General features: G+C 74.3%; 17 protein-coding genes. 7 read left to right on the plus strand and 10 right to left on the minus strand.

The window, feature by feature from the left end:
- Positions 1 to 6 precede the first annotated feature (6 nt).
- The 5 genes from AB0I49_RS15030 to AB0I49_RS15050 form a co-directional block, all read right to left on the minus strand.
- The gene (locus AB0I49_RS15030; protein WP_363227483.1) at positions 7 to 207 is read right to left on the minus strand and encodes a hypothetical protein; all 201 of its coding nucleotides are present in this window, start codon (positions 205 to 207) and stop codon (positions 7 to 9) included.
- 218 nt (positions 208 to 425) lie between these two features.
- Complete coding sequence (locus AB0I49_RS15035; protein WP_363227366.1) at positions 426 to 737, minus strand: hypothetical protein; 312 nt, start codon at positions 735 to 737, stop codon at positions 426 to 428.
- Entirely contained in the window at positions 734 to 1105 is a 372-nt protein-coding gene (locus AB0I49_RS15040) for a WhiB family transcriptional regulator (protein ID WP_030878493.1), read from the minus strand. The genes AB0I49_RS15035 and AB0I49_RS15040 overlap by 4 nt, the downstream gene beginning before the upstream one ends.
- Before the next feature lie 116 nt (positions 1106 to 1221).
- Complete coding sequence (locus AB0I49_RS15045) at positions 1222 to 1515, minus strand: hypothetical protein (protein ID WP_363227367.1); 294 nt, start codon at positions 1513 to 1515, stop codon at positions 1222 to 1224.
- Positions 1516 to 1685: 170 nt separating this feature from the next.
- Entirely contained in the window at positions 1686 to 3914 is a 2229-nt protein-coding gene (locus AB0I49_RS15050) for an ATP-dependent DNA helicase UvrD2 (RefSeq protein WP_363227368.1), read from the minus strand.
- Positions 3915 to 4140: 226 nt separating this feature from the next.
- Between AB0I49_RS15050 and AB0I49_RS15055 the strand changes: the two genes are divergently transcribed.
- Positions 4141 to 4395 carry a mycoredoxin gene (locus AB0I49_RS15055; protein WP_363227369.1) on the plus strand — a complete coding sequence of 85 codons (255 nt, stop codon included), beginning with the start codon at positions 4141 to 4143 and terminating at the stop codon, positions 4393 to 4395.
- Between the two features lie 65 nt (positions 4396 to 4460).
- Here AB0I49_RS15055 and nudC read toward each other — a convergent pair whose 3' ends face one another.
- From nudC to AB0I49_RS15080, 5 genes are all read right to left on the minus strand, one after another.
- Positions 4461 to 5348, minus strand: a complete 888-nt coding sequence (nudC, locus tag AB0I49_RS15060; RefSeq protein WP_363227473.1) for an NAD(+) diphosphatase — start codon at positions 5346 to 5348, stop codon at positions 4461 to 4463.
- A gap of 115 nt (positions 5349 to 5463) precedes the next feature.
- A complete protein-coding gene (locus AB0I49_RS15065) occupies positions 5464 to 6867 on the minus strand; it encodes a dipeptidase (protein ID WP_363227371.1) in 1404 nt (467 codons plus the stop codon).
- A gap of 34 nt (positions 6868 to 6901) precedes the next feature.
- On the minus strand, positions 6902 to 10651 hold the full coding sequence (locus tag AB0I49_RS15070) for a UvrD-helicase domain-containing protein (RefSeq protein WP_363227372.1): 3750 nt from the start codon (positions 10649 to 10651) through the stop codon (positions 6902 to 6904).
- Positions 10652 to 10738: 87 nt separating this feature from the next.
- A complete protein-coding gene (locus tag AB0I49_RS15075) occupies positions 10739 to 14134 on the minus strand; it encodes an ATP-dependent DNA helicase (RefSeq protein WP_363227373.1) in 3396 nt (1131 codons plus the stop codon).
- 242 nt (positions 14135 to 14376) lie between these two features.
- On the minus strand, positions 14377 to 14925 hold the full coding sequence (locus AB0I49_RS15080; RefSeq protein ID WP_363227374.1) for an MGMT family protein: 549 nt from the start codon (positions 14923 to 14925) through the stop codon (positions 14377 to 14379).
- Positions 14926 to 15089: 164 nt separating this feature from the next.
- Here AB0I49_RS15080 and AB0I49_RS15085 point away from each other — a divergent pair, with 164 nt between their 5' ends.
- The 6 genes from AB0I49_RS15085 (at position 15090) to AB0I49_RS15110 (ending at position 24270) form a co-directional block, all read left to right on the plus strand.
- Positions 15090 to 17954, plus strand: coding sequence for a lysylphosphatidylglycerol synthase transmembrane domain-containing protein (locus tag AB0I49_RS15085; RefSeq protein WP_363227375.1), 2865 nt, complete (start codon positions 15090 to 15092; stop codon positions 17952 to 17954).
- A gap of 209 nt (positions 17955 to 18163) precedes the next feature.
- Complete coding sequence (locus AB0I49_RS15090) at positions 18164 to 18565, plus strand: helix-turn-helix transcriptional regulator (RefSeq protein ID WP_363227376.1); 402 nt, start codon at positions 18164 to 18166, stop codon at positions 18563 to 18565.
- A 49-nt stretch (positions 18566 to 18614) separates the two neighbouring features.
- Positions 18615 to 19415 carry a molybdate ABC transporter substrate-binding protein gene (modA, locus tag AB0I49_RS15095; protein ID WP_363227474.1) on the plus strand — a complete coding sequence of 267 codons (801 nt, stop codon included), beginning with the start codon at positions 18615 to 18617 and terminating at the stop codon, positions 19413 to 19415.
- A gap of 77 nt (positions 19416 to 19492) precedes the next feature.
- Positions 19493 to 21403, plus strand: a complete 1911-nt coding sequence (locus tag AB0I49_RS15100; RefSeq protein WP_363227475.1) for an ABC transporter permease — start codon at positions 19493 to 19495, stop codon at positions 21401 to 21403.
- 132 nt (positions 21404 to 21535) lie between these two features.
- Complete coding sequence (locus tag AB0I49_RS15105) at positions 21536 to 23050, plus strand: alpha/beta hydrolase (protein ID WP_363227377.1); 1515 nt, start codon at positions 21536 to 21538, stop codon at positions 23048 to 23050.
- Between the two features lie 188 nt (positions 23051 to 23238).
- A complete protein-coding gene (locus tag AB0I49_RS15110; RefSeq protein WP_363227378.1) occupies positions 23239 to 24270 on the plus strand; it encodes a hypothetical protein in 1032 nt (343 codons plus the stop codon).
- Positions 24271 to 24397: the final 127 nt, after the last annotated feature.

Genomic DNA, 24397 nt, shown 5'->3' on the forward strand with positions numbered 1-24397 from the left:
CCGCGCTCACCACCAGGGCGAGTCGAGGCGTCCTTCGATGGCTCTGATGTTGGCGCGGGCGCAGTCGTCGCAGAAGAAGCGGCGGACGCCGTTCTCGACGGAGCAGGTCCAGGTCGGCGGCGTCCGGTCGGCGGCGGTGCCGCAGCGGGCGCACACCGCGGGAGTTTCAGGGTCCGAAGGCATCTGTTCATGCGTCTTCTGTTCCACTCCCCGACGATATCCCCGCGAACGGTCCGTGCGGGGCACAACCCGACCGAACACCTGAGCGACACCTGACCGGGGCCCGCCGGACATGACGGAGCGGGCCGGTCCCGCCCCTCGTCGGGACAGGCCCGGCCCGCTGTGCCGCGTCGGCGCCGCTACGGACGTTCGGCGCGTTGAGCTGATCGTGGCCGTGAGCGTTCAGGCGGGTGGCCGTTCGGCCGTCAGTGCATGACGGCCATGGCCAGGGCGCGGCGGGCGCGGAGCGAGGCGCGCTCCGCGCGGCGCTGCATCCGGCGGGCGGCGGCCAGCCGGAGGGCCTTGCGCTCCGTGTCGGCCTCGCGCAGCCGATCGTTCATATGCGCGCGGGCCAGGGCTTCTGGGATGAGTTGCATTTCGAGGGTCCTGTTCTGGCTCGACTCCGTCGCACCGGAGGTGTCACGGGCGGGAGTCTCGGAGACGGGTGGGGTCATGATCTGGTCCTGCTTCTTGGGGTCGTGCGTCGCTGGGCGATCGATGGTGCCTGTGGTGCTCATGCCGTGACCGGGTTCTTGCGCGGACGGCCCCGCGGCCGCTTGCGGGCCACCACCACGCCCTGGACGAAGAGCTCGCCGCCCCAGACGCCCCACGGCTCGCGGCGGTCCTTGGCGCCGGCGAGGCACGCCTCGCGAAGGGGGCAGGTCTGGCAGAGGGACTTGGCGTACTCCACGTCGGCCGGGGTCTCGGCGAAGAAGACCTCCGGGTCGTAGGAGCGGCAGGGTACGGGCACGCCGAGGTTCTCGATCGCGTCGTCGAGGTCGGTGAGGGCGGTGAGCGGGGCGGGCGGGGTCAAGGAGTCCTCCGTAAGACCGGGCGGGGGGATCAGGTCGGTTGCTACTGACGGGGTGTGTGCCTTGAGTTGCACGGTCTTGTGTTCCTCGTCTGTCGGTCCGGCTTGTGGCCGGGCGTATGGCAAAACAAAAGGGCCGCGAAACCCGGTGTGGGTTCCGCGGCCCTGGAAGGTGCCGACCTGATCGCCGATCAGGCTGGATCTCTCCAGGGTTCGAGGCCACGGAAGGCCCACTTCTGGTGGTGCTGGTCCTGCGTCTTCAGATTGGCCGTGTATCCGGCGCCCTTGAGCGACTCGGCGGCGAAGGCGCCTGCCTGCGCTGCCGCTGCCACTACTGCCTCTGCCTGAATCGGCCGCTCGGTAAAGCGGGCTTCCACGACACGGGACAGACCGGTGGCGCGAAGCGAGACCAGGGAAGAGCCGCGCGGGCAGGGGGCGACGACCGGGTGATCGGTCAGTTTGGTGATGATCGTGTAGTTGCTCATTTGGTCTTCGCCTCCTCTCGGCGTCTCAAGGGACCGGATGAACCAGTCCGCGGTTGTTAAGTACAGCACGAAGTCGTCGGTTCCAGGAAGAGCCGTTGACCTCGTGCTCGGAAGGCTATGGGTATGCCGTCCGCGCGCGCAAACTATTTTTTCGAAGAGTCTTCGGAAGATTATTCCGGGGCGTCCGCGGCACGCTCGGCACTCGCGGCCTCAGCGGCACCGGGAGCGTCGTCGGCACAGGCCACTTCCTCGCCCGCGCAGAGCGCCAGGACGTCGGCGCCGAACCGGCCGAGCTTGCGCACGCCCACCCCGGAGATGCTCGCGAGCCGGCCCTCGTCCTCCGGCGCCGCCTCGGCGATGGCCAGCAGCGTCTTGTCCGTGAAGACGCAGTACGCGGGCTGGCCGAGCGCCTTGGCCCGCGCGGCGCGCCAGTCGTGCAGCCGCGCGTACAGCGCCTCGTCGAGGTCGGCGGGGCAGTCCTCGCAGCGCATGAGCTTCATCTCGCCCGCGTCCGTCAGCGTCCGGCCGCAGACCCGGCACCGGGCGGGCACCCGCCGCTTGCGGACGGGCGCGCCGGAGCGCTCCACGCCCCCTGTGCCGCCCGCGCCCGCGGCTCCCGGCCGCCGGGCCGCCGAGCCGGGCCGCAGGCCGTTCAGAAAGCGGCTGGCGCGGCGCGTGGCGCGGCCGCCGGGCGTGCGGGACAGCGACCAGGACAGGGCGAGGTGGAACCGGGCGCGGGTGACGCCGACGTACAGGAGCCGCCGCTCCTCCTCGATCTGCTCGTCGGTCTTGGCGTAGGTGATCGGCATCATGCCCTCGGTGAGGCCGACCAGGAACACGGCGTCCCACTCCAGACCCTTCGCCGTGTGCAGTGAGGTGAGCGTCACACCTTCGACGGTCGGCGCGTGCTGGGCGTTCGCGCGCTCGTCCAGTTCGGCGACGAGGTCGGCGAGGGTCGCGTCCGCCTTGGCCCGTACGAAGTCCTCGGCGAGCCGCGCCAGGGCCGAGAGGGACTCCCAGCGGTCGCGGGCCGCGCCGGCCCCCGCGGGCGGCTCAGGCGTCCAGTTCTTGGTGCTGAGCACCGCCCGCACCTGGGAGGGCAGCTCCACGATGTCGTCGAGCAGGGCGTCGTTGCCCCCGAAGCGGGCGGCTCCGCGCAGCGCCGCCACCGCCTCGCGCACCTCCGTCCGCTCGAAGAACCGCTCGGCGCCGCGGAGCTGGAAGGGCACCCCGGCGTCGGCGAGGGCCCCCTCGTAGACCGCGGACTGGGAGTTGGCGCGGTAGAGGATCGCGATCTCGCTGGCGGGCACGCCCGAGGCGATGAGGTCGCGGATGCGGCGGGCGGTGCCCTCGGCCTCGGCGGGCTCGTCCGCGTACTCCGTGTAGGCGGGTTCGGGGCCGGACTCGCGCTGTGAGATCAGTTCGAGGCGGTGCTCGGCGGCCCGGCCGCGGGCGTGGGCGAGGACGCCGTTGGCCAGGTTCACGACCTGGGGGGTGGAGCGGTAGTCCCGGATGAGCTTGACGACCGTCGCGTTCGGGTGCCGGTGGCGGAAGTTCAGCAGGTGGTCGGGGGTGGCGCCGGTGAAGGAGTAGATGGTCTGGCTGGCGTCGCCGACGACGCACAGATTGCCCCGGTCGCCGACCCACAGGTCGAGGAGGCGCTGCTGGAGGGGGCTGACGTCCTGGTACTCGTCGACCACGAAGTGCTTGTACTGGCTTCGCACGGTCTCCGCGATGTCCTGCCGGTCCTGGATCACGCCGACGGTGAGCAGCAGCACGTCCTCGAAGTCGATCACGCCGCGGTCGCGCTTGAGCTGCTCGTACGTGGCGTAGATCCGGCTGATCTCGGCCGGGTCGCGGGGGGCCTCGCGACCGGCCTTGGCGGCGGCGGCCGGATAGTCCTCGGGCACGGTCTGGGTGACCTTGGACCATTCGATCTCACCCGTGACATCGCGCAGTTCATTGCGGTCGAGGCGGACGCGGCAGCGCGCGGCGGCCTCCGCGACCAGCTGGACCTTGCGCTCGATCAGCCGGGGCACGTCGCCGCCGACGGCCTTGGGCCAGAAGTACTGGAGCTGGCGGAGAGCCGCCGAGTGGAACGTACGGGCCTGGACGCCGCCCGCGCCGAGCTGGCGCAGCCGCCCGCGCATCTCGCCCGCGGCGCGGGCGGTGAAGGTGACGGCGAGCACGCTCGCGGGCTGGAACTCCCCGGACCGGACGCCGTACGCGATGCGGTGGGTGATCGCGCGCGTCTTGCCCGTGCCGGCCCCGGCCAGCACGCACACCGGACCGCGCAGGGCCGTGGCCACCTCGCGCTGCTCGGGGTCGAGTCCGTCGAGCACCGCGTCGGCGGAGTCGGGGACCTGAGGGAAGAGGGTGGAACGCGTTGCTGCTGTCACCCCGCCATGCTGCCAGGTCCGCTGAGACGACCGTGACGGTTGTCCACAGCCGCCCGACTCCGGTCGTACTAATGCCGGCCCGTCCCGGATCGGGGCTGGGGCCGGGGCCGGGGCCGGGGCCGGGGCCGGGGCCGGGGCCGGGGCCGGGGCCGGGGCCGGGAATGGTCGGCGTCGGTCGCGCGTTCTACCACCGCAATCACGCCAGCACGAAGGAGCGCGAGGACTGATGTCGGGCACTGTGACGATGTACAGCACCACCTGGTGCGGCTACTGCCGCCGGCTGAAGGGCCAGATGGACCGCGAGGGAATCGCGTACACCGAGGTCAACATCGAGCACGACGCCGACTCCGCGGCTTTCGTGGAGAAGGCGAACGGCGGCAACCAGACCGTGCCGACGCTGCTCGTGGTGGCGGACTCCGGCACCGAGTCGGTCATGACCAACCCCAGCCTGGCCCAGGTCAAGCAGGCTCTCGCCGCCTGAGCGTCCGACATGTGAGGGCCCGGATCCGCGCGGATCCGGGCCCTCGCGTGTGTCTGCGGGGCGGCTCAGGACTGCGGCAGCGGCTTCCCGTACCAGAGCTCGATGAGCCGGGCCGCGATCGAGATGCCCGTGGGCGGCAGGACCTCCCCGGAGTCGAACGCCGCCCGCAGGTCGTCCCGCGAGAACCAGCGGGCCTCGTGGATCTCCTCGCCGTCCACCTGGATGTCCGAGGACGTGGCCCGCGCCATGAACCCGAGCATCAGGCTGGACGGGAAGGGCCAGGGCTGGCTGGCGATGTACTCGACGTCGCCCACCACCACGCCGGCCTCCTCGGCGACCTCGCGCCGCACGGCCTGCTCGATCGACTCCCCCGGCTCGACGAACCCCGCGAGGGTCGAGAAGCGCCCCTCCGGCCAGTGCATCTGGCGGCCGAGCAGCGCCCGGTCCTCCTCGTCCGTCACCAGCATGATCACGGCGGGGTCGGTGCGCGGGTAGTGCTCGGCGCCGCACGCCGGGCAGCGCCGGATGTGCCCGGCGGCGGCCACGACGGTGCGCTCGCCGCAGCGCGAGCAGAAGCGGTGCAGCCGCTGCCAGTTCTCCAGCGCCACCGCGTGCACCAGGAGCCCCGCGTCCCGCGGCGACAGCAGCAGCCCCGCCTCGCGCAGGCCCGCCGGGCGCGCGGACTGGTCCATGCGGCCGGGCAGCGCGTCCTTCTGGAGCGCGAAGTAGCGCACGCCGTCCTCGTCCTCGCCGAGGAAGTAGCGGTGCGTCTCGGTGACGGGGGCCTCGAAGGCCGGGGTCATGACGAGTTCGGTGCGGCCGTCGGGGGTGTCGTCGACCAGGGCCTGGCCGCCGGAGACCACGAAGACCCGCGTCGTGGGGTGGCTCCAGGCCGCGGCCAGCCACGCCTCGTCGAGCCGGTGGTGCGCGGCGCGGTCGATGCCGCTCGCCATGCTGAGCGTGATGGGCCGGCTGTCGGTGCGATCGGTGGTGGTCACGGCTGCTTCCAACTCCCCCTGCGAACGGGTGGTTTACGACTGGGCGTGCGCTGAAGCGGGTGCTTGCGCTTCAGCTCTCGGTGGGCCAGCTCTCGGCGAGGTCGCCCCAGAGGTACGCGGCCGTCTCGACGCCCTTCATGAGGAGGTCCAGTTCGACCTTCTCGTTCGGCGCGTGCCAGCCGTCCGACGGCACGGAGATGCCGAGGAAGAGCACCGGGACGCCAAGCACGTCCTGGAGGTCGGCGGCCGGGCCCGAGCCGCCCTCGCGCGTGAAGCGGATCCGCTGCCCGAAGGCCCGCCCCATGGCCCGTACGACGGACTGGAGCGCGGGGTGGTCGAGCGGCGTCAGACAAGGGCGGGTGGCGCCCCAGAAGGTGATCTCGTGGCGGACGCCGGCCGGCAGGCGCGCGGCGATCCACTCGCGCACGCTCTGCTGGATCTTCTCCCCGTCCTGGCCGGCGACCAGCCGGAACGACAGCTTCAGCTGGGCGCTCGACGGCACGATGGTCTTGCCGCCGGGCCCCTGGTAGCCGCCGCTGATGCCGTTGACCTCGGCGGTGGGCCGCGCCCAGATCCGCTCCAGGGTGGTGTGCCCGGCCTCGCCGACGGTGGCGTGGGAGTGCGCGGTGCGCAGCCACCGCGACTCGTCGAAGGGCAGCTCGGCGAAGAGTTCGCGCTCGCGGTCGGTCAGCTCCACGACGCCGTCGTAGAAGCCCGGAACGGTGACCTTGCGGTCGTCGTCGTGGAGCGCGGCGGCCAGCCGGGCGGCCTCGGTGGCGGGGTTGGGCACCGCGCCGCCGAAGGAGCCGGAGTGGATGTCCTGGTCCGGTCCGTAGAGGTCGACCTGGCAGTCGGTGAGGCCGCGCATGCCGGTGCAGACCGTCGGGGTGTCCTCCGACCACATGCCGGTGTCGGAGACGATCACGGTGTCGCAGGCGAGGCGGTCGGCGCGGTCGCGGATCAGGTCGGGGAAGTGCGGGGAGCCCGACTCCTCCTCGCCCTCGATGAGGAGCTTGAGATTGACGGCGGGCGTGGTGCGGCCGGTGGCCGCGAGGTGGGCCCGCACGCCCAGGGTGTGGAAGAACACCTGCCCCTTGTCGTCGGCGGCGCCGCGCGCGTACAGCCGGCCTTCCTTGACGACGGGCTCGAAGGGGTCGGTGTGCCAGCCGTCCTCGCGGGCGGCGGGCTGCACGTCGTGGTGCCCGTACACGAGGACCGTGGGGGCCTCCGGGTCGCCGGAGGGCCACTCGGCGAAGACCGCGGGCGCGCCGGCCGTCTCCCAGATCTCGGCGGTCGTGAAGCCCGTCGCGGTCAGCTTCGCGGCCAGCCATTCGGCGCTGCGGCGCACGTCCCCGGCGTGGCCGGGGTCGGCCGAGACGGAGGGGATGCGCAGCCACTCGGCGAGATCGTCGAGGAAGGCGGGGCGGTGACCGTCGAGGAAGGTGCGGACGGCACTGTCCGGGGTGTTGCTCATGACATCGACCCTATCCGCCTGCGGACCGTGCCCATTACCGGGTTTCCTCGCCGCCGGACGGGCCCAGGAGGAGCCGTTCGAGGGCCGGGCGGTCCGGCAGCCCGGCGGGCCGGACGACCTCGCCGCTGCGTACGTACAGGAAGGCCGCGGATACGGACGACAGCGGCAGTCCGTGCCGCTCGGCCCAGGCGAGCCGGTAGATCGCGAGCTGGAGGGGGTCCCCGTCGCGGCCGTGGCCGGTCTTCCAGTCGACGATCTCGTAGGTGTCGCCGCCGGGGCCGCTCTCGCGGTACACGGCGTCGATCCGGCCGCGGATCACCCGGCCCGCGAGGGTCAGCTGGACCGGCACCTCGGCCTGCCAGGGGGTGAGGCGGGCGTACGGGGTGCGCTCGAAGGCTTCCTTGAGGGCGGTCAGGTCGCGTTCGTCGGCGATCTCGGGCTCGTCGTCGGCGCCGCCGGGCAGTTCGTCCGGGCCGAGCAGCGGGAGCGGCAGGGCATCGAACCGGGACTCCACCCAGGCGTGGAACCGCGTGCCGCGCCGGGCCGCCGGCTGCGGCGGGCGCGGCATGGGGCGGGCCAGTTCGCGCGCGAAGCCCTCGGGGTCGGCGGCGAGCCGCAGCAGCTGCGAGGCGCTCAGCGCGGTCGGCAGGGGGACGTCCCGGACAGCCGCGCGGGTGCGCCGCAGCTCCCCGGCGAGCGCGTCGAGGTCCCGGTCCCAGGAGTCCGCGAGGCGCTGCTCCTCGGGCGGCAGGGCGGCATCGGCGGCGTCAGGGGGGAGCACCGGCCGGGCGTCCGTCTCCCCGGCCGCCTCGCCGACGGGGGCGGGGTGCTCGCGCGCGGGTGACGCGTCCCGGCCGGTCGCGGAGTGCGCCGCTACAACGCTTTCCGCGGGGCGGGTACGGGCGGCGTGACCGGGGCCGGTACGAGCGCCCGTACCGGCTTCAGGGCCGTGGCGGGGCCCCGGCAGGGAGGAGGCCGCGGGAGCCGCGGAGGACGCCGTCTCCGGTGCCTCGGGCGGGTGTCCTCCGGGCCGCTCGGCCGTCGGCCAGTCGTCCCAGAGGCCGACGCCCTCGTCGGCGGGGCGCGGAACGTACGGATCGTCGTCCGGCGGCTCGTGCAGCGGCTCGTCGCCGGGGAACGGCTCGTCGTCAGGAAGCGGCTCGTACGCAGGGTCGTACAGGGGCTCGTCGTCCGGGGGCGGCGGAGTGGCCTCCTGGTCGGCGTCCGGGGACGCGGTGTGCGGATACGGGCCGTCCCCGCGCTCGTGCGCGGTCTGCCCGCCAGGGGACCCCGCCATGCGGTCCAGGTGGGCCATGACGGCGTCGGCGGCGGCGCGGCGGCGGGCGAGGGCCTCCGGGTCCAGGGGCAGCGGCCACGCGCGGTCCGCCTCCGCCGCGGCGAGCACGGGGTTCTCGGCGTCCTTCTCCGGGGCGTCGGCCCACGCCTCGATCTCGCCGTAACCCGCCTCGCAGTGCTCGCGCAGGGCCTCCAGGAAGGCGGAGGGGCCCCGCGGCTTCTTCTGGGAGGGGCCCCACCAGTGGCCGGAGCCGAGCAGCAGGGAGCGGGGGCGGGTGAAGGTGACGTAGCCGAGGCGGAGTTCCTCGGTCTCCTGGTGGGCCTTCATGGCCGCCTTGAAGGCGGCCATCCCCTTGGCGTCCCACGCCCCGATGTCCGGCAGCGTGCCCGCGTCGCCGCGCAGCGCGTGCGGCAGCACCTTGGCCTGGGCCGTCCAGGACTCGCGGGACTGCTCGCTGGGGAACTGCTTGCCGACCAGCCCGGGGACGGCGACGACGTCCCACTCAAGTCCCTTGGACTTGTGGGCGGTGAGCACCTTGACGGTGTCCTCCCCTCCGGGGAGGGAGCTGTCGAGGCCCTTCTCGTACTGCTCGGCGGTGCGCAGGAAGCCCAGGAAGGCCGACAGCGTGATCTCGCCGCCCAGGGCGGCGAAGCTCGCCGCGATGTCGAGGAAGCTCGACAGGGTCTCGCGGCGGCGGGCGGCCAGCGCGTGCGGGGAGGCGGAGAGCTCGACCTCCAGGCCGGTGGCGGCCAGCACCCGGTGCAGGACGTCCATGAGCGGGTCGGCCAGCGAGCGGCGCAGGTCGCGCAGTTCGGCGGCGAGCCGGGCGAAGCGCACCCTGGCCTCGGCGGAGAACGGAAGCCCGTCGTCCGGGGCGGACGCGTCGGCCGCCAGGAACGTGTCGAGGGCGTCGGCCAGGGAGACCGTCTCGGCCGGGTCGACGCCCTCGACGGCCTCGGCCAGCCGGCGGTCCGGGTCGCTCTCCCCGCCGCCGTAGGGCACGAGCGTACGGGCGCGGCGGCCCAGCAGCGCCAGGTCGCGGGGGCCGATGCGCCAGCGCGGCCCGGTCAGCAGCCGGACGAGCGCGGCGTTGGCCGTCGGGTCCTGGAGGACCTCGCAGACGGCGACGAGGTCGGCGATCTCCGGGAGGTGGAGCAGCCCGGAGAGGCCGACGACCTCGACCGGGATGTCCCGCTCGACCAGTTCGCCCTGGACGCGCGCGAAGTCGCCGGCCGTGCGGCACAGCACGGCGATGCCGCCGGGCCGGGCGCCGGTGCGCACCAGGTGGGCGATGGAGTCGGCGAGCCAGGTCAGCTCCTCGGCGTGGGTGGGCAGCAGCGCGCACCGTACGAGGCCGTCGCGCTCGGCTCCGGGGGCGGGGCGCAGCGCCTCCACGCCCTCGTGGCGGGCGCGCAGCGGGGCGGCGAGGCGGTTGGCGAGGTCGAGGAGGCGGCCGCCGCTGCGGCGGTTCTCGCTGAGCGCGAAGCGCCGCGCGGGGCTGCCGTCCGCGTACGGGAAGTGGGCCGGGAAGTCGTCGAGGTTGGCCACGGAGGCGCCGCGCCATCCGTAGATGGCCTGGCAGGGGTCGCCGACCGCGGTGACGGCGTGGCCCGTGCCGCCCCCGAACAGGCCGGAGAGCAGCAGCCGCTGGGCCACGGAGGTGTCCTGGTACTCGTCGAGGAGGACGACCGCGAACTGCTCGCGGAGGAGGCGGCCGACCTCGGGCCGCTCCTGCGCGAGCCGCGCGGACAGGGCGATCTGGTCGCCGAAGTCGATGAGGTCGCGGTCGCGCTTCTCCTTGCGGTACCCGCCGATCAGGTCGAGGAGTTCGAGGCGGGCGCGGGCGGCGTCGGGGGCCTTGCGCAGATCCGGGTTGCTGAGCTTGGCGCCTTCGAGGGTGCGCAGCAGCGCGGTGTCGTGCGCGCGCAGCCGCTCGGGGTCCACCAGGTGCTCGGAGAGCTCGCCGTCGAGGGCGAGGAGGTCGGCGACGAGGTCGCTGAAGGAGCGGGTGAGCGCCGGGTAGGGGCCGGGCGAGGTGCGCAGGACGCGGGCGGCGAGCTGGAAGCGGGTGGCGTCGGCGAGCAGCCGGGCGGTGGGCTCCAGGCCGATGCGCAGGCCGTGTTCCTTGAGGAGCCGGCCGGCGAACGCGTGGTACGTGGAGATCTGCGGATCGCCGGGCGCCTCGTCGGGGTCGGCGGGCTCCGGGTCGGTGACGCCGGCTTCGACGAGGGCCTTGCGGACCCGCTCGGACAGTTCGCCGGCCGCCTTGTTGGTGAAGGTGAGGCCCAGCACCTGCTCGGGGGCGACCTGGCCGGTGCCGACCAGCCAGACGACGCGCGCGGCCATCACCGTGGTCTTGCCGGACCCGGCTCCGGCCACGATGACCTGCGGGGCGGGCGGCGCGGTGATGCAGGCCGTCTGCTCCGGGGTGAACGGGATGCCGAGGAGCTCCTTGAGCTGCTCGGGATCGGTGATGCGTGCTGCCACTCCAGTGAGGCTAACGGGCCCCTCTGACAATCACCCGCGGCCCCGTCCGCCTCCGGCAGCGCCCCGGCCGCCCGGCCGTGCCGTACGTCACTCGACGATGTGCTGCCCCTCCGGGCGGGCGGTGCAGGAGCCGCGGAAGGAGCAGCGGGCGCAGTGCTGGCCGGGACGGGGGGCGAAGCGCTCGTCGAGTACGCGGCCCGCGGCGGTGGCCAGCAGGTCGCTCACCCACTCCCCTTCGGGGGGCTCCTGGGCCTGCACCTTGGGCAGCGCGTCGCCGCCGTCCTTCTTCGCCGCGCCCTGGCGCAGCTGCACCAGCTCCGCGCCGCCGTCCTCGGGGCGCACCCCGCCGAACAGGTCGTCGACCGCGCCTTCGCGCACCGCCAGCTGGTAGGCGGCGAGCTGCGGGTGGCGGGCTACGTCGTTCGCGGTGACGGCGGCCTTGCCGGTCTTGAAGTCGACCACGTAGGCGCGCCCGTGGGCGTCCGCTTCCACGCGGTCCATGGAGCCGCGGATGCGCACCATATAGGCGTCGGTTTTGAGGGTGACGTCGAAATCGTGCTCCGTGGCGACGGTCGAGCGGCCGCGCTCCATGACGTGCCAGCGCAGGAAGCGGTCCAGGGCGGCGCGCGCGTTCTCCTTCTCCTGGCGCGATTTCCAGGGGGCCTCGAAGGCGAGCGCGTCCCAGACCGAGTCGAGGCGCTCCATGAGGACCGCGAGATCGGCGGGGGTGCGCCCGGAGGCCACCTCGTCGGCCAGTACGTGCACGACGTTGCCGAACCCCTGCGCGGCGGTGGCCGGTGCGTCGGCCTTCACCTCGCGGCCGAGGAACCACTGGAGGGAGCAGGTGTTGACGAGCTGGTCCAGGGCGGACCCGGAGAGCGCGACGGGGCGGTCGCGGTCGCGCAGCGGCACCGCGCTGTGCGTCGGTTCGTTCAGGCCCCACCAGCGGTACGGGTGGGCCGCCGGTACGAGCGGCTGCCCCTCGTCGTCGTGCAACGCCGCGAGCCGGGCGAGCCGCTGGGCGGCGGTGGCCCGCAGCGCGTCCGAGGCTCCGGGGTCGACGGTGGTGGCCCGCAGCTCGGCGACGAGCGCGGCGACGGCGAGGGGGCGGCGCGGGCGCTGCGTGACGTCCACGGGCTCGGTTCCGAGCTCGTTGAGGAAGCGGGAGGGCTGGTCGCCGTCGTCCGCCGCGGCCTTGACCGCGGTGACGACGAGGCGCTCGCGCGCGCGCGTGGCCGCCACGTAGAACAGCCGGCGCTCCTCGGCGAGGAGTGCGCCCGGCGGCAGGGGCTCGGCGAGCCCGTCGCGGCCGATCCGGTCGGCCTCCAGCAGGGAGCCGCGCCGCCGCGGGTCGGGCCAGAGCCCCTCCTGTACGCCCGCGACGACGACCAGCCGCCATTGCAGGCCCTTGGAGCGGTGCGCGGTCATCAGCCGTACGGCCTCCGGGCGCACGGACCGGCCGGCGAGGGTGTCCGCGGCGATGTCCTGCGCGTCCAGCTCGTCGAGGAAGTTGAGCGCGCCCCGGCCGCCGGTGCGCTCCTCGGCGCGCGCGGCGGTCTCGAAGAGCGCGCACACCGCGTCCAGGTCGCGATCGGCGTTCCGCCCGCCGGGGCCGCCCCTGCGGGCCGCCCGCTCCAGACGGTCCGGCCAGGACGTGCCGGACCACAGCTCCCAGAGCGCCTGTTCGGCGGTGCCGCCACCGGCGAGCAGCTCGCGGGTCTTGCGCAGCAGCTCGCCGAGAATCCGCGCGCCCCGCGCGTACGCCGGGTCGTGCGCCACGAGGCGCTCCGGCTCGGCGAGCGCCTCGGCTATCAGCACGTCCGAAGGCCGCGGTACGCCCTCGCCCGCCGCCCGCTCCTCCTCGCGCAGCGCGCGCCCCAGCCGCCGCAGATCGGCGGCGTCCATGCCGCCGAGGGGCGAGCCGAGGAGGGTGAGCGCCGTCTCGACGTCCAAGGGGGCGGGGGCCGGGGCGTCCGCCTCCGGGGCGGCCTCGTCGGCCGGAACAGCTCCCGCGGAGAGCGCATCCCCCGGCCCGTACGCGCCTTCCGACCCTTCCGGCCCGTCCAGCCCTTCCGTCCCCTCCCGCTCCCCCAGCGCGGCCTCCGCCGCCGCCCGCAGGGCCGTGAGCAGCGGGCCGACCGCCGGCTCGTGGCGCAGGGGTATGTCGTCGCCGTCGACCTCGACCGGGACGCCCGCCGAGGTGAGGGCGCGGCGCACGCCGGGGAGGGAGCGGGCTCCGGCGCGCACGAGGACGGCCATGTCGGTCCAGGGGATGCCGTCCTCCAGATGCGCCCTGCGGAGGATGTCGGCGATGTTGTCGAGTTCGGCGCCGGGGGTCGGGAAGGTGAGGGCGTCGACCCGGCCCCCTGGTCGTACGGCCGTGAGGTCGCGGTGGGCGCGTACGGCGGCGGCCGGGAGGCGGGTGAGGGGCATACGGCGGGTGATGAGCCGGGTGGCGGCCAGCAGGTCCGCGCCGGAGCGGCGGGAGGTGGTGAGGACCTCGACGGGCGCCGGGGAGCCGTCCGTTCGCGGAAAGGCGTCGGGGAAGTCGAGGATGCCGTTGACGTCGCCGCCGCGGAAGGCGTAGATCGACTGGTCCGGGTCGCCGAAGGCGACGAGGGTCCGGCCGTCGCCCGCCAGGGCGCGCAGCAGCCGCAGCTGGGCCGCGTCCGTGTCCTGGTACTCGTCCACATAGACCGCGTCGTAGCGGGCGGCCAGCTCCGCGGCCGTCTCGGGCCGCTCGGCCAGCAGCACCGCCCGGTGGACGAGTTCCGCGTAGTCGAGGACGCCGCGCGCGTCCAGCACGTCCAGGTACTCCGCCAGGAAGGCCGCCGCCGCGCCCCAGTCCGGGCGGCCCGTACGGCGCGCGAAGTCGCCGAGCGCGCCGGGGCCCAGCCCCAGCTCGCGGCTGCGCGCGAGGACGGCGCGCACCTCGTCGGCGAACCCGCGCGTGGTCAGGCACGCGCGCAGCTCGTCGGGCCAGCGCACGCCCCCGCGCCCCGCGCGCTCCAGCTCGGCCTGCCCGGCGAGCAGCTCTCGCACGGCGACGTCCTGTTCGGGGCCGGACAGCAGCCGCAGCGGGTCGGCGAAGAGGTCGGCGTCCTGGTGGGCGCGGACCAGGGCGTAGCAGTACGAGTGGAAGGTCGTGGCCTGCGGGCCCGTCGCGCCGGGGCCGAGCCGGGCCGCCATCCGGTCGCGCAGTTCGACGGCCGCCTTGCGGCTGAAGGTGAGGACGAGGACGCGCTCCGGTTCGCCGCCCCGCCGTACGCGCTCGGCGACGGCCTCGACGAGGGTGGTGGTCTTGCCGGTGCCGGGCCCGGCGAGGACGAGCAGCGGGCCGCCGGGGTGGTCAACCACCGCGCGCTGCCGTGCGTCCAGCTCAGGAGGGGCCACGGGTCCCGGCCGGGCGCGCACCAGGCGGTAGCCGCCCGATGGCGGTCGCACCTGCGGGTGCGACGAGCGGGACGAGAAGGAGGAGCTCACGTGGATCGCCGGTCCTGGTGGGTGTGCTGGGTGCCTTGCGGCCGTACGTGCCGGGTGGTGGCCGGGGGGTGAGGGCAGTTCCCGACGCTACGCCAGTGGGCGCGTGGGGCGCAGGGCGTCCCCGGAGCCGCCGGTCCGGTGCGGCCGCCTCACCCGTTCGGCTCAGCGGGCGGCAACGGGATCGGGCCCGTACTCCGTACGGGCTCCGATGCGCGTTCGCGCCCTCCGGGTGGCGGAAGCTGTCATACGTGAGGAGTACCTTCGCCGCCGCCTCGGCCGCCGCCCGCCTCGGGAGCCCCAGGCCGGCCACCGCCCGCTTCGGTTGCACGATCCCGGCCGCCGCCCGCCTCGGGGCCCCGGCCGCCGTACGGGCCATCGCCGTCCCGCCCGTCGCCTGTAGCGCCGCCCCGGCCGCCGTCCGTACCGCCGTCGTCGGCGACGCCCCCGTCCCAGCGGGCACGCCTCATGTCGATCCGCGGCACGTGCCCCTCGGCCGAGCGCGGCGCGGTGCGCAGCGGGGTGGCCTCGTCGCGGTAGTGGCCCAGCGCCCGCAGCTCGCTGCCGGGCAGCATGGCGCCGTCCGCGCGGACCACGCGCCACCACGGCACGGCGCCCCCGTAGAGCGCCATCACGCGTCCCACCTGGCGGGGGCCGCCCTCGCCGAGCCATTCGGCGACGTCCCCATAGGTCATCACGCGGCCGGCCGGGATCTCCTCGGCGACCGCCAGCACCCGCTCCGCGTACTCGGGGAGTTCGTCGGCCGCCCGTACGTACTCGCTCATCCGACCCATCCTGCCGCACCCCACCGACAGCCGCCCAGCTCGCCCGCGGATGCGATCACTGTGGGTGTCCCGATGCACGACGGAGCGTACGATCTCGGTTCCGCGCCCCCGAAATGCACCCTGATGCCCCCCTGTACGGCGTGGCCATGCCACCATCTTCCGGGCGGTGACTGGTGATACGAGATCAAGAAGAAACGGACGAGCAGCAGGGCGCGCAGCCTCCCGAGGGGGAGCGCGCCCGCGAAGTGCTGCCCTGCTCCGACGGGTCGCACGCCTCCGACGAGCACCGCTGCGAGGGTGAGGAGGCCCATATCGACCGGGTCTCCGGTGACGAGCCGCTGCTGCCCGCCCGGGTGCACCGCCCCTCCGACCTGGTCCGGCTCTTCCTCGGCATCCTCGGTCTGGCGCTGGTGCTCGCGCTCGCCGCGTTCGCCCACAGCACCACCGCCGGCCTGGAAAAGGACATCGGCGACTCCACCGGCAAGGCGCCGCAGCTGCTGGCCGACTTCGCGGGGCTGACGGCCAATATCGCCGTCTTCATCGTCCCCGTGGCGTTCGCCATGGAGCGGCTCATCAAGCGCGACGGGCTGCGGATCGCCGACGGCGTGCTCGCCGCCGTCCTCGCGCACGGCGTCTCACTGGCCACCGATCTCTGGGTGGCCCGCGCCGCCCCCGAGACGATCAGCGACGCGCTCACGCGCGCCGCGCCGAGCGGCGGCGTCACCGACCCCGTGCACGGCTATCTCGCCCCCGTGATCGCCTATATGACGGCCGTCGGCATGTCGCGCCGGCCGCGCTGGCGCGTCGCGATGTGGGCCGTGCTGCTGCTGGACGCCTTCGCGGTGCTGGTCGGCGGCTACACCACGCCGTTCTCGATCGCCGTCACCGTGCTGATCGGCTGGACCGTCGCCTACGGGACGCTGTACGCCGTCGGCTCCCCGAACGTACGGCCCACCGGCCAGAACCTCCTCGCCGGGCTGCGCCGCGTCGGCTTCAAGCCGGTGACCGCGCTGCGCTCGGAGGACGTCCCGGACGGCGACCACGCGAGCCACCACGACCGCGGCCGCCGCTACATCGTCACCCTGGAGGACGGCCCGCCGCTCGACGTGACCGTCGTCGACCGCGAGCAGCAGGCGCAGGGCTTCTTCTACCGCGTCTGGCAGCGGCTCGCGCTGCGCGGCTTCACCCAGCGCCGCAGCCTCCAGTCGCTGCGTCAGGCGCTGGAGCAGGAGGCGCTGCTCGCGTACGCGGCCATCGCCGCCGGCGCCAACGCGCCCAAGCTGATCGCGACCTCCGAGCTCGGCCCGGACGCGGTCATGCTCGTGTACGAGCACATCGGCGGCCACACCCTCGACTCGCTGCCGGACGAGGAGATCACCGACGAGCTGCTGGCGGGCGCCTGGAAGCAGCTGAAGTTCCTCCAGTCGCGGCGCATCGCGCACCGGCGGCTGGACGGCGATGCCCTCCTGGTGGATCGTTCCGGCAATGTCGTGCTCACCGATCTGAGCGGCGGCGAGATCGCCGCGGGCGATCTGGTGCTGCGCATGGACATCGCGCAGCTGCTGACCACGCTGGGCCTGCGGGTCGGGGCCGAGCGGTCGGTGGCCGCCGCCGTCGACGTGCTCGGCCCGGACGCCATCGCCGACAGCCTGCCGCTGCTCCAGCCGCTGGCGCTGACCCGCATCAGCCGCGCCACACTGCGCCAGCTGGCGCGGGAGCGCTCGCAGCGCGAGCGGGAGGCGGTGCTGGAGGCAGCGCAGGCCCGTAAGGCGGCCAAGGCCGCGCAGGCGGCGGAGGAGGCGCGGGCGGCCGAGGCCGAGGAAGCGGCCGGGCCGGTCGAAGAGGGCGGGGCCGGTGAGGGCGCCGGGGCCGCCGACGGGCAGCGCTCCGGGGCCACCGCCGGGGCGGCCAGGGCCGTCAGCATGGCCAAGGCCAGGACCGGCGGCGCGGCCGACGGCGGCAGCGACCGCAAGGCGGCCAGGGCCGAGCGGCAGGCGGAGAAGCGTGCGCTCGACGAGGTCGCCGAGGACGCCCGCGAGGAGGACCTGCTCTCGCGGATCCGCCAGCAGGTGCTGCTGATCCGCCCGCAGGCGGCCATAGAGCCGGTACGGCTGGAGCGGATCAAGCCGCGCACGCTGTTCACCTTCATGGCGGGCACGCTGGCCGCGTACTTCCTGCTCTCGCAGCTCACCAACACCCCGATCGGCGACATCGTCAGCAACGCCAACTGGGTGTGGGTGGCGGTCGCCGTGTTCTTCTCCGCGCTGACGCAGGTCGCCGCCGCGATGAGCCTGCTGGGGTTCGTACCGGAGAAGGTCTCCTTCCGCCGTACGGTCGTGGCGCAGGTCGCGAGCTCGTTCGTGAAGCTGGTCGCGCCCGCCGCGGTCGGCGGCGTCGCCCTCAATACGCGCTTCCTCCAGCGCGCCGGGGTGCGGCCGGGGCTGGCGGTGGCGAGCGTCGGGGCGTCGCAGCTGTTCGGCATGGTCTGCCACATCCTGCTGCTGCTCTCCTTCGGGTATGTGACCGGCACGGAGCGCGCCTCGTCCCTGTCGCCGTCCCGGACCGTGATCGGCGGGCTGCTCACGGCGGCGGTCCTCGTGCTCGTCGTCACCGCCGTGCCGTTCCTGCGGAAGTTCGTCGTGACGCGGGTGCGGTCGCTGTTCGCGGGCGTGGTCCCGCGCATGCTGGACGTGCTCCAGCGGCCGCAGAAGCTGGCGTCGGGCATCGGCGGGATGCTGCTGCTGACGGCGGCCAACGTGATGTGCCTGGACGCCGCGACGCGCGCCTTCGGCGGGGACCTGAGCTATGCCAGTACGGCGGTGGTCTTCCTCACCGCCAACGCGATCGGCTCCGCCGCGCCGACGCCGGGGGGTGTGGGCGCGGTCGAGATCGCGCTGACGTCGGCGCTGACGCTGGCGGGGATGCCGGCGGATGCCGCGCTGTCGGCGGTGCTGGTGTTCCGGCTGATGGTGTTCTGGCTGCCGGTGATTCCGGGGTGGATCTCGTTCACGTATCTCACACGCAAGGGAGCCATTTAGCCGGCGCGGCCGGGGTGTTCTCGATCGCGGGACGGGCTGGTGCGGGTGACCGCGCCGGCCCGTTTTCGTATGCCCGCGATCGCCGGCGGGGCTTGATGGAGCGCTGCTGCCCGCAGCGGGCGGGCACACGCACCCCTACCCCGCATTTGCCAGTGTCTTTATCCGATTTACCTTGCATCTGCGGGATGAATAGCCATACGGTGCCGCACATGCGGTCCTACACAATCGGCCAGGCGGCACGCCTCCTCGGCGTCAGTCCCGATACCGTCCGGCGCTGGGCCGACGCCGAGCGGATTCCGACGCGGCGGGATGAGTTCGGCAAGCGCCTCATCGAGGGCACCGACCTGGCGGCCTTCTCCGTGGCGCTCGCGGCGGACGCGAACAGTTCCGACAGCGAGGACTCCGGGTACACCAGCGTCCGCAACGCCTTCCCCGGCATCATCACCGCCGTCAAGCTCGGCGACGTCGCCGCCCAGGTGGAGATCCAGGCCGGGCCGCACCGGCTCGTCTCCCTCCTCACCCGCGAGGCGGTCGAGGAGCTGGGGCTGGCCGTCGGCATGGAGGCCGTGGCCCGTGTGAAGTCCACCAATGTCCATATCGACCGCGCCTGATCACCCGGCTTCTGGAGTTTCGATGTCCCGCACCTCCCCCGCGTCCCGTATGCCCCGCGCCGCCCGCCCCCTCGTACGCCGCGCGGCGCTCCCCGCCCTGGCCGCCGCCCTGCTCGTACCGCTCGTCGCGGCCTGCGGCAGCGACGACAAGAAGGACTCCGGGGCCTCGGGCGACGGCAAGAAGAACACCACGCTCACCGTTCTCGCCGCGGCCTCCCTCACCGACGTCTTCAAGCAGGCGGGCGCCGCGTACGAGAAGGAGCATCCGGGCGTCAAGGTGAAGTTCTCCTACGCCGGGTCGCAGGAACTGGCCTCGCAGGTGCGGCAGGGGGTGCCCGCCGACGCGCTCGTCACCGCCGACACCAAGACCATGGACGGGCTCAAGTCCGACACGGAGACCCCCTCCGTCATCGCCAAGAACCGGCTGACCATCGTCACCGGCAAGGGCAACCCGAAGAAGGTCAAGGGCCTCTCCGACCTCGCCAAGAGCGACCTCAAGGTCGTGCTCGCCGCACCCCAGGTGCCCGTCGGCCGCTACAGCAAGAAGGTCCTCGACAAGCAGCACATCGCCGTGAAGCCGGCCTCCCAGGAGCCCAACGTCCGCGCCGTCCTCACCAAGGTCGAGCTGGGCGAGGCCGACGCGGGGATCGTGTACGCCACCGACGCCGCCGTGGCGGGCAAGAAGGTCGCCACCGTCGACGTGCCCGACGACCAGAACGCCATCGCCTCCTACCCGGCGGCGGTCCTCAAGGGCTCCAAGCACAGCTCCGACGCCGCCTCCTTCGTGAAGTGGCTGAACACCGACGAGTCGCAGAAGCTGCTGCGGGCGGCGGGGTTCCAGAAGCCGTGACCGCGAACGCCACGCGCGCCCCCGGCCGCACACGCGCGGTCCGGGGGCGTACGCCTTTCACCCTCTCCGTCCCCGCCGTGCTCGCGGTGGTCTTCCTGCTGCTCCCCCTCGCGGGGGTGCTGGCCCGTACGCCCTGGTCCACGCTGACCACCCGGCTCTCCTCGCACGAGGTCAGCCAGGCGCTCGGCCTCTCGCTGCTCGTCTCCGCCTGGGCGCTGCTGCTCGCGCTCGTCCTCGGCATCCCGCTGGCCTGGCTGCTGGCCCGCGTGGAGTTCCCCGGCAAGGCCCTGGTGCGCTGCCTGGTGATGCTGCCGATGGTGCTGCCGCCGACGGTCGCCGGCGTCGCGCTCCTCCAGGGGTACGGGCGGCGCGGGCTGCTGGGCCCGGCGCTGGACTCGTGGTTCGGCATCTCGCTGCCGTTCTCCACCACGGGCGCGGTGATCGCCTCCGCGTTCGTCTCCATGCCGTTCCTGGTCATCAGCCTCGAAGGGTCCCTCGCCGGACTGCACCCCCGGTACGAGGAGACGGCGACGTCCCTGGGCGCCGCCCCGCTGCGGGTGTTCCGCACCATCACGCTGCCGATGATCGCGCCGGGGCTCATCGCGGGGGCCGCGCTGTGCTGGGCGCGGGCGCTCGGCGAGTTCGGCGCGACGATCACCTTCGCCGGGAACCTGCCCGGTACGACGCAGACGCTCCCCCTCCAGGTCTATCTGCTGCTCCAGGACGACCCCGAGGGCGCGACGGCGGTCTCCCTCCTGCTGCTGGTCATCGCGACCGTGGTGCTCCTCGCGCTGCGCGGCCGCTGGCTGGCCGGCCGGCCGGCCGAGCCGAAGGCCGCGGCGACGCCGTCATCCGACGCATCCGGTACATCCGGTGCATCGGATGAGAAGGGCGGCAGCAGCCGCGACGATGCCGCCCCGGCCGCCCGCAAGACCGACCTGCCCAAGCCCGCCCTCGCCCCCCTGCGCACCACCGTCACCGGCGCCACCAACGCCGCGCTCGACGCGCCCGCGGGCACCACCATCGCCGTCGTCGGGCCCAACGGCGCCGGGAAGACGACGCTGCTGCGGGCGCTGCTCGGCCTCACCCACCGCGCCACCGCGCGGCCCCTGGCCCTCGGCGACGCGGAGGTCTCCGCCGAGCCGCCGCACAAGCGCCGGATCGCCTGGGTGCCGCAGGACGGGGCGCTGTTCCCGCACCTGACCGCCCTGGCCAACACCGCGTACGGGCTGCGCGCCCAGGGCACGGCGAAGGCCGAGGCGTACGCGGAGGCGCAGCACTGGCTGGACGCGCTCGGCGTCGGCCACCTCGCCCTCCGCAAGCCCGGCGGCATCAGCGGCGGCCAGGCCCAGCGCGTGGCGCTGGCGCGCGCCCTCGCCGCACGCCCCCGGCTGCTCCTGCTCGACGAGCCCCTGGCGGCGCTCGACCAGTCCACGCGCGCGCGGGTGCGGCACACCCTGCGCACCCACCTCGCGGACTTCCCCGGCGTCTGCCTGATCGTCACCCACGACCCCGTGGAGGCGGTCTCCCTAGCCGACCGGATCCTCGTCCTGGAGGACGGTGCGACCCTCCAGTACGCGACGCCGACCGAACTGACCCGGCACCCCCGCTCCCCCTGGGTGGCCCGGATGCTCGGCCGCAACGCCTGGCCCGGCACGGCGAAGGGCGAAGCGCTGCGGCTGGCCGGCGGCGCGGACCTCGTCGCCGCCGACCCGCTGCCCGCCGAGCACACGCCCGGACTCGCCGTCGTCGGCCCCGAGGCCGTCTCCCTGCACACGGCCCGCCCGGAGGGCAGCCCGCGCAACGTCTGGGCCGGTACGGTCCGCGAGATCGCCGCGCAGGGCGGCCGGCTGCGGGTCCTCATCGACGGGGAGCCCGAGGTCGTCGCCGAGATCACCCCGTCGGCGGCGGCGGAGCTGGCGCTCGCGGAGGGCTCGGAGGTGTGGGTGAGCGTGAAGGCGACGGAGGTGACGTTCGTACCGCTGTAGAGCGGGCGGCCAGGAGCGTCTCTCACCCGTACGGACCGCAAGGCGCGCGCCCTGCGGCGGCCCGCCCGGAGGATGGCAGTCCGCGTACGTTCCCGTTTCGCGTACGCGCCGCCGACCTCCGGGAGAGCCGCCGTGTCGAGATCCGTACGGACCGGGGCCCTGCTCCTCGCCGCGCTGCTGACCGGCGCCGCCGGGGGATGTTCCGGCGGCGGCGGGGACAGTTCGCGGGCCGACACCAGCGCCGGCCAGAAGCTGGACTGGAAGTCCTGCCCGGCCCCCAGCGACAGCGAGGACGCCTCCACCGGCCGGGCGCCCGGCCAGTCCTGGGAGTGCGCCACGCTGCACGCCCCGCTCGATTACGGCCATCCCAAGGGCGACACGATCGGCATCGCCCTGATCCGCGCGAAGGCCACCGACCCGGACCACCGGATCGGCTCGCTCCTCTTCAACTTCGGCGGCCCCGGCGGCTCCGGCATCACCACCCTGCCCGCCTTCGCCGAGGACTACAGGAACCTCCGCACCCGCTACGACCTCGTCAGCTTCGACCCGCGCGGCGTCGGCCGCAGCGACGGCGTCAAGTGCCTCGGCGACAAGGAGCTCGACTCCTACTACGCGGCCGACTCCACCCCCGACGACGCGGGCGAGCGGCGCGCCCTCATGGACCGCGTCAAGAAGTACGCCGCCGCCTGCGAGAAGAACTCCGGCAAGGTCCTCGCGCACGTGGGGACGTCGAACGCGGCGCGCGACATGGACCTGATGCGCGAGGCGCTCGGCGACGACAAGCTGCACTACTTCGGCATCTCCTACGGGACGGAACTCGGCGGCGTCTACGCCCACTTGTTCCCGAAGAAGGTGGGGCGCGCCCTCCTCGACGGCGTCGTGGACCCGACGCACGACCCCGTGCAGGGCGCCCTGGGCCAGGCGAAGGGGTTCCAGCTCGCGCTCGGCAACTACCTGCGGGCGTGCGCCGGGAGCCACGACAACTGCCCCACCGAGCAGCAGATCCAGCGGTTGCTGGGCCGCCTCGACCGGCGGCCGGCGCCCGCGGCGGACGGCCGTACGCTCACGGAGTCGCTCGCCAGCGGCGGTATCGCCCAGTCGCTGTACTCGAAGGACTTCTGGGACTACCTCACCGAAGGCGTGGAGGACGCCGAGAACGGCGACGGCAAGATCCTGCTCGCCCTCGCCGACTCCATGAACGGCCGCGACAAGGACGGCGCGTACAGCTCACTGCAGTCCTCGCTCAACGCCGTGACCTGCGCCGACTTCAAGCAGCGCTACACGGCCGAGGACATCGCGGGCAAGGTCGGCGAGTTCCGCGCGGCGTCCCCCGTCTTCGGGGACTTCATGGCGTGGAGCCTCACCCAGTGCACCGGCTGGCCGGTGCCCGGCGAGTGGAAGACCCCCGACGTGAGCGCCGGGGGCGCGGCCCCGATGCTGGTGGTCGGCAACACCGGGGACCCCGCGACGCCGTACGCGGGCGCGCGGAAGATGGCGCGGCGGCTGGGCGAGGGCGTCGGCGTCGAACTCACCTACAAGGGCGAGGGCCACGGCGCGTACAACAGCGGCGACGCGTGTGTGAAGCGCACGGTGGACGCCTATCTGCTGGACGGCACGGTCCCGAAGAACGGCACGGTCTGCTCGTAGGGCCGATCGGGACGCCGCGCCGCCGACTCCCGCCCGCGCCGGGGCCGTTCGCACCCCGATTGTCAGTGCCCCCCGCTACGATCGCCCGCACAGCAGTCCACCGCTGAGGGATTCGGGAGGGGGCGGGGGTGCCGGACGGGGGTGCGCCGGGGGGCGCGGTGGTACGGGCCGGAGGGCGCGGGCGCGTCATGGTGGGCGCCTTGGCCGTGGTGGCGCTGCTCGCCGCGCTGTCGGCGCTGTGGCAGACCCAGTTCGGGCCGCTCGCCGGGGCCTCCCACTGCTGGGGCGCGTGGCCCGACGAGGGCGGCGCGTCGCTCTTCGACCACGGCGACCGCCGCCGCGCGTCCCAGGAGACCGCGCCCACCCCCGAGGCCCCGCGCGGCCGTTGCACCGTCACGTGGACGCGGGGCGCGGGGGCCGCCGCGCGGGAGCAGCGGGTGCAGGTGGGGTACGGCACCGGGCCGAAGGCGGCGGAGGCCCGGCGCACGTGGCTGGACGGCCTGTTCGCGCGGGGCGGCGACGCGCTTCCGGGCGCGCTGCCCGGGTTCGTCGGCGACGGGTCCGGCACGCTCGTGCTGCCCGAGCGGTGCGACGTCGACGGGCGCCCGTCCGTCGTGACGGTGGGCGGCGCGCGTCAGGGCGAGGGCCGGACGGGCGTGGCGGGCGGGGGCTTCGCGCGGACCGGGCGGCTGCTCGTGGACCTGGCCAACCACGGCATGCGGAAGGCCGGTTGCGCGCCGAGGCGACCGCTGCGGATGGCCGCCCCCACGGCCTCGCCCGCGCCCTCCGAAGCCCCCTCCCATTCCCCCTCCGGGCTGTGTTCGCTGCCCGGACTGCTCGGGCGAGCGGAGACGGCGCGCGGCGGGCTCGCCTCCATATCCGGCGGCGGCCGGGGCGATTTCCGGACCTGTGCGGTGTCCCGCCGCGGCGAGCCGGCCGCGCAGTTCGCCATGGTGGCCCGGCCGCGGCTCGTCGCGCTCTTCGACGGGCTCGCCGAGTCGCGCATACCGCTGCCGTACGGGCGCGCGTACGGGCGTATGGACGCCTCGGGCGCGCTCGTACGAGCCGACTGCGCGGGCCGCCCGGCGGTCTACGCCATGCACCGCGGGCGCGCCACCGGCACCTCGCTCGACGATCCGAGCACCGTCTTCCCGCGCTTCGTGGCGGCGGCAGCCCGCGCCGCGGGCTGCCCGCTCACCGGCACGGGCGGCTCGCGTTGACGGCTCGCGCCGACGGGCGGCCGGCGCGGGTACCGGCCACTTCGCGCAGAGGGCGGGCTCACATGCCCGCCCATATGGCATCCTCCGGTCACAGGCTCGCAAACCCGAAGACTTCGAGCCTGTCGGA

The sequence above is a fragment of the Streptomyces sp. NPDC050617 genome (assembly GCF_040654795.1).
Taxonomy (GTDB): domain Bacteria; phylum Actinomycetota; class Actinomycetes; order Streptomycetales; family Streptomycetaceae; genus Streptomyces.

Bases quoted from the DNA above. Each gene is read 5' to 3' on its own strand.
- AB0I49_RS15035 (WP_363227366.1), bottom strand. From the start codon at position 737: ATGAGCACCACAGGCACCATCGATCGCCCAGCGACGCACGACCCCAAG.
- AB0I49_RS15045 (WP_363227367.1), bottom strand. From the start codon at position 1,515: ATGAGCAACTACACGATCATCACCAAACTGACCGATCACCCGGTCGTC.
- AB0I49_RS15055 (WP_363227369.1), top strand. From the start codon at position 4,141: ATGTCGGGCACTGTGACGATGTACAGCACCACCTGGTGCGGCTACTGC.
- nudC (WP_363227473.1), bottom strand. From the start codon at position 5,348: ATGGCGAGCGGCATCGACCGCGCCGCGCACCACCGGCTCGACGAGGCG.
- AB0I49_RS15065 (WP_363227371.1), bottom strand. From the start codon at position 6,867: ATGAGCAACACCCCGGACAGTGCCGTCCGCACCTTCCTCGACGGTCAC.
- AB0I49_RS15080 (WP_363227374.1), bottom strand. From the start codon at position 14,925: ATGGGTCGGATGAGCGAGTACGTACGGGCGGCCGACGAACTCCCCGAG.
- AB0I49_RS15090 (WP_363227376.1), top strand. From the start codon at position 18,164: ATGCGGTCCTACACAATCGGCCAGGCGGCACGCCTCCTCGGCGTCAGT.
- modA (WP_363227474.1), top strand. From the start codon at position 18,615: ATGCCCCGCGCCGCCCGCCCCCTCGTACGCCGCGCGGCGCTCCCCGCC.
- AB0I49_RS15110 (WP_363227378.1), top strand. From the start codon at position 23,239: ATGGTGGGCGCCTTGGCCGTGGTGGCGCTGCTCGCCGCGCTGTCGGCG.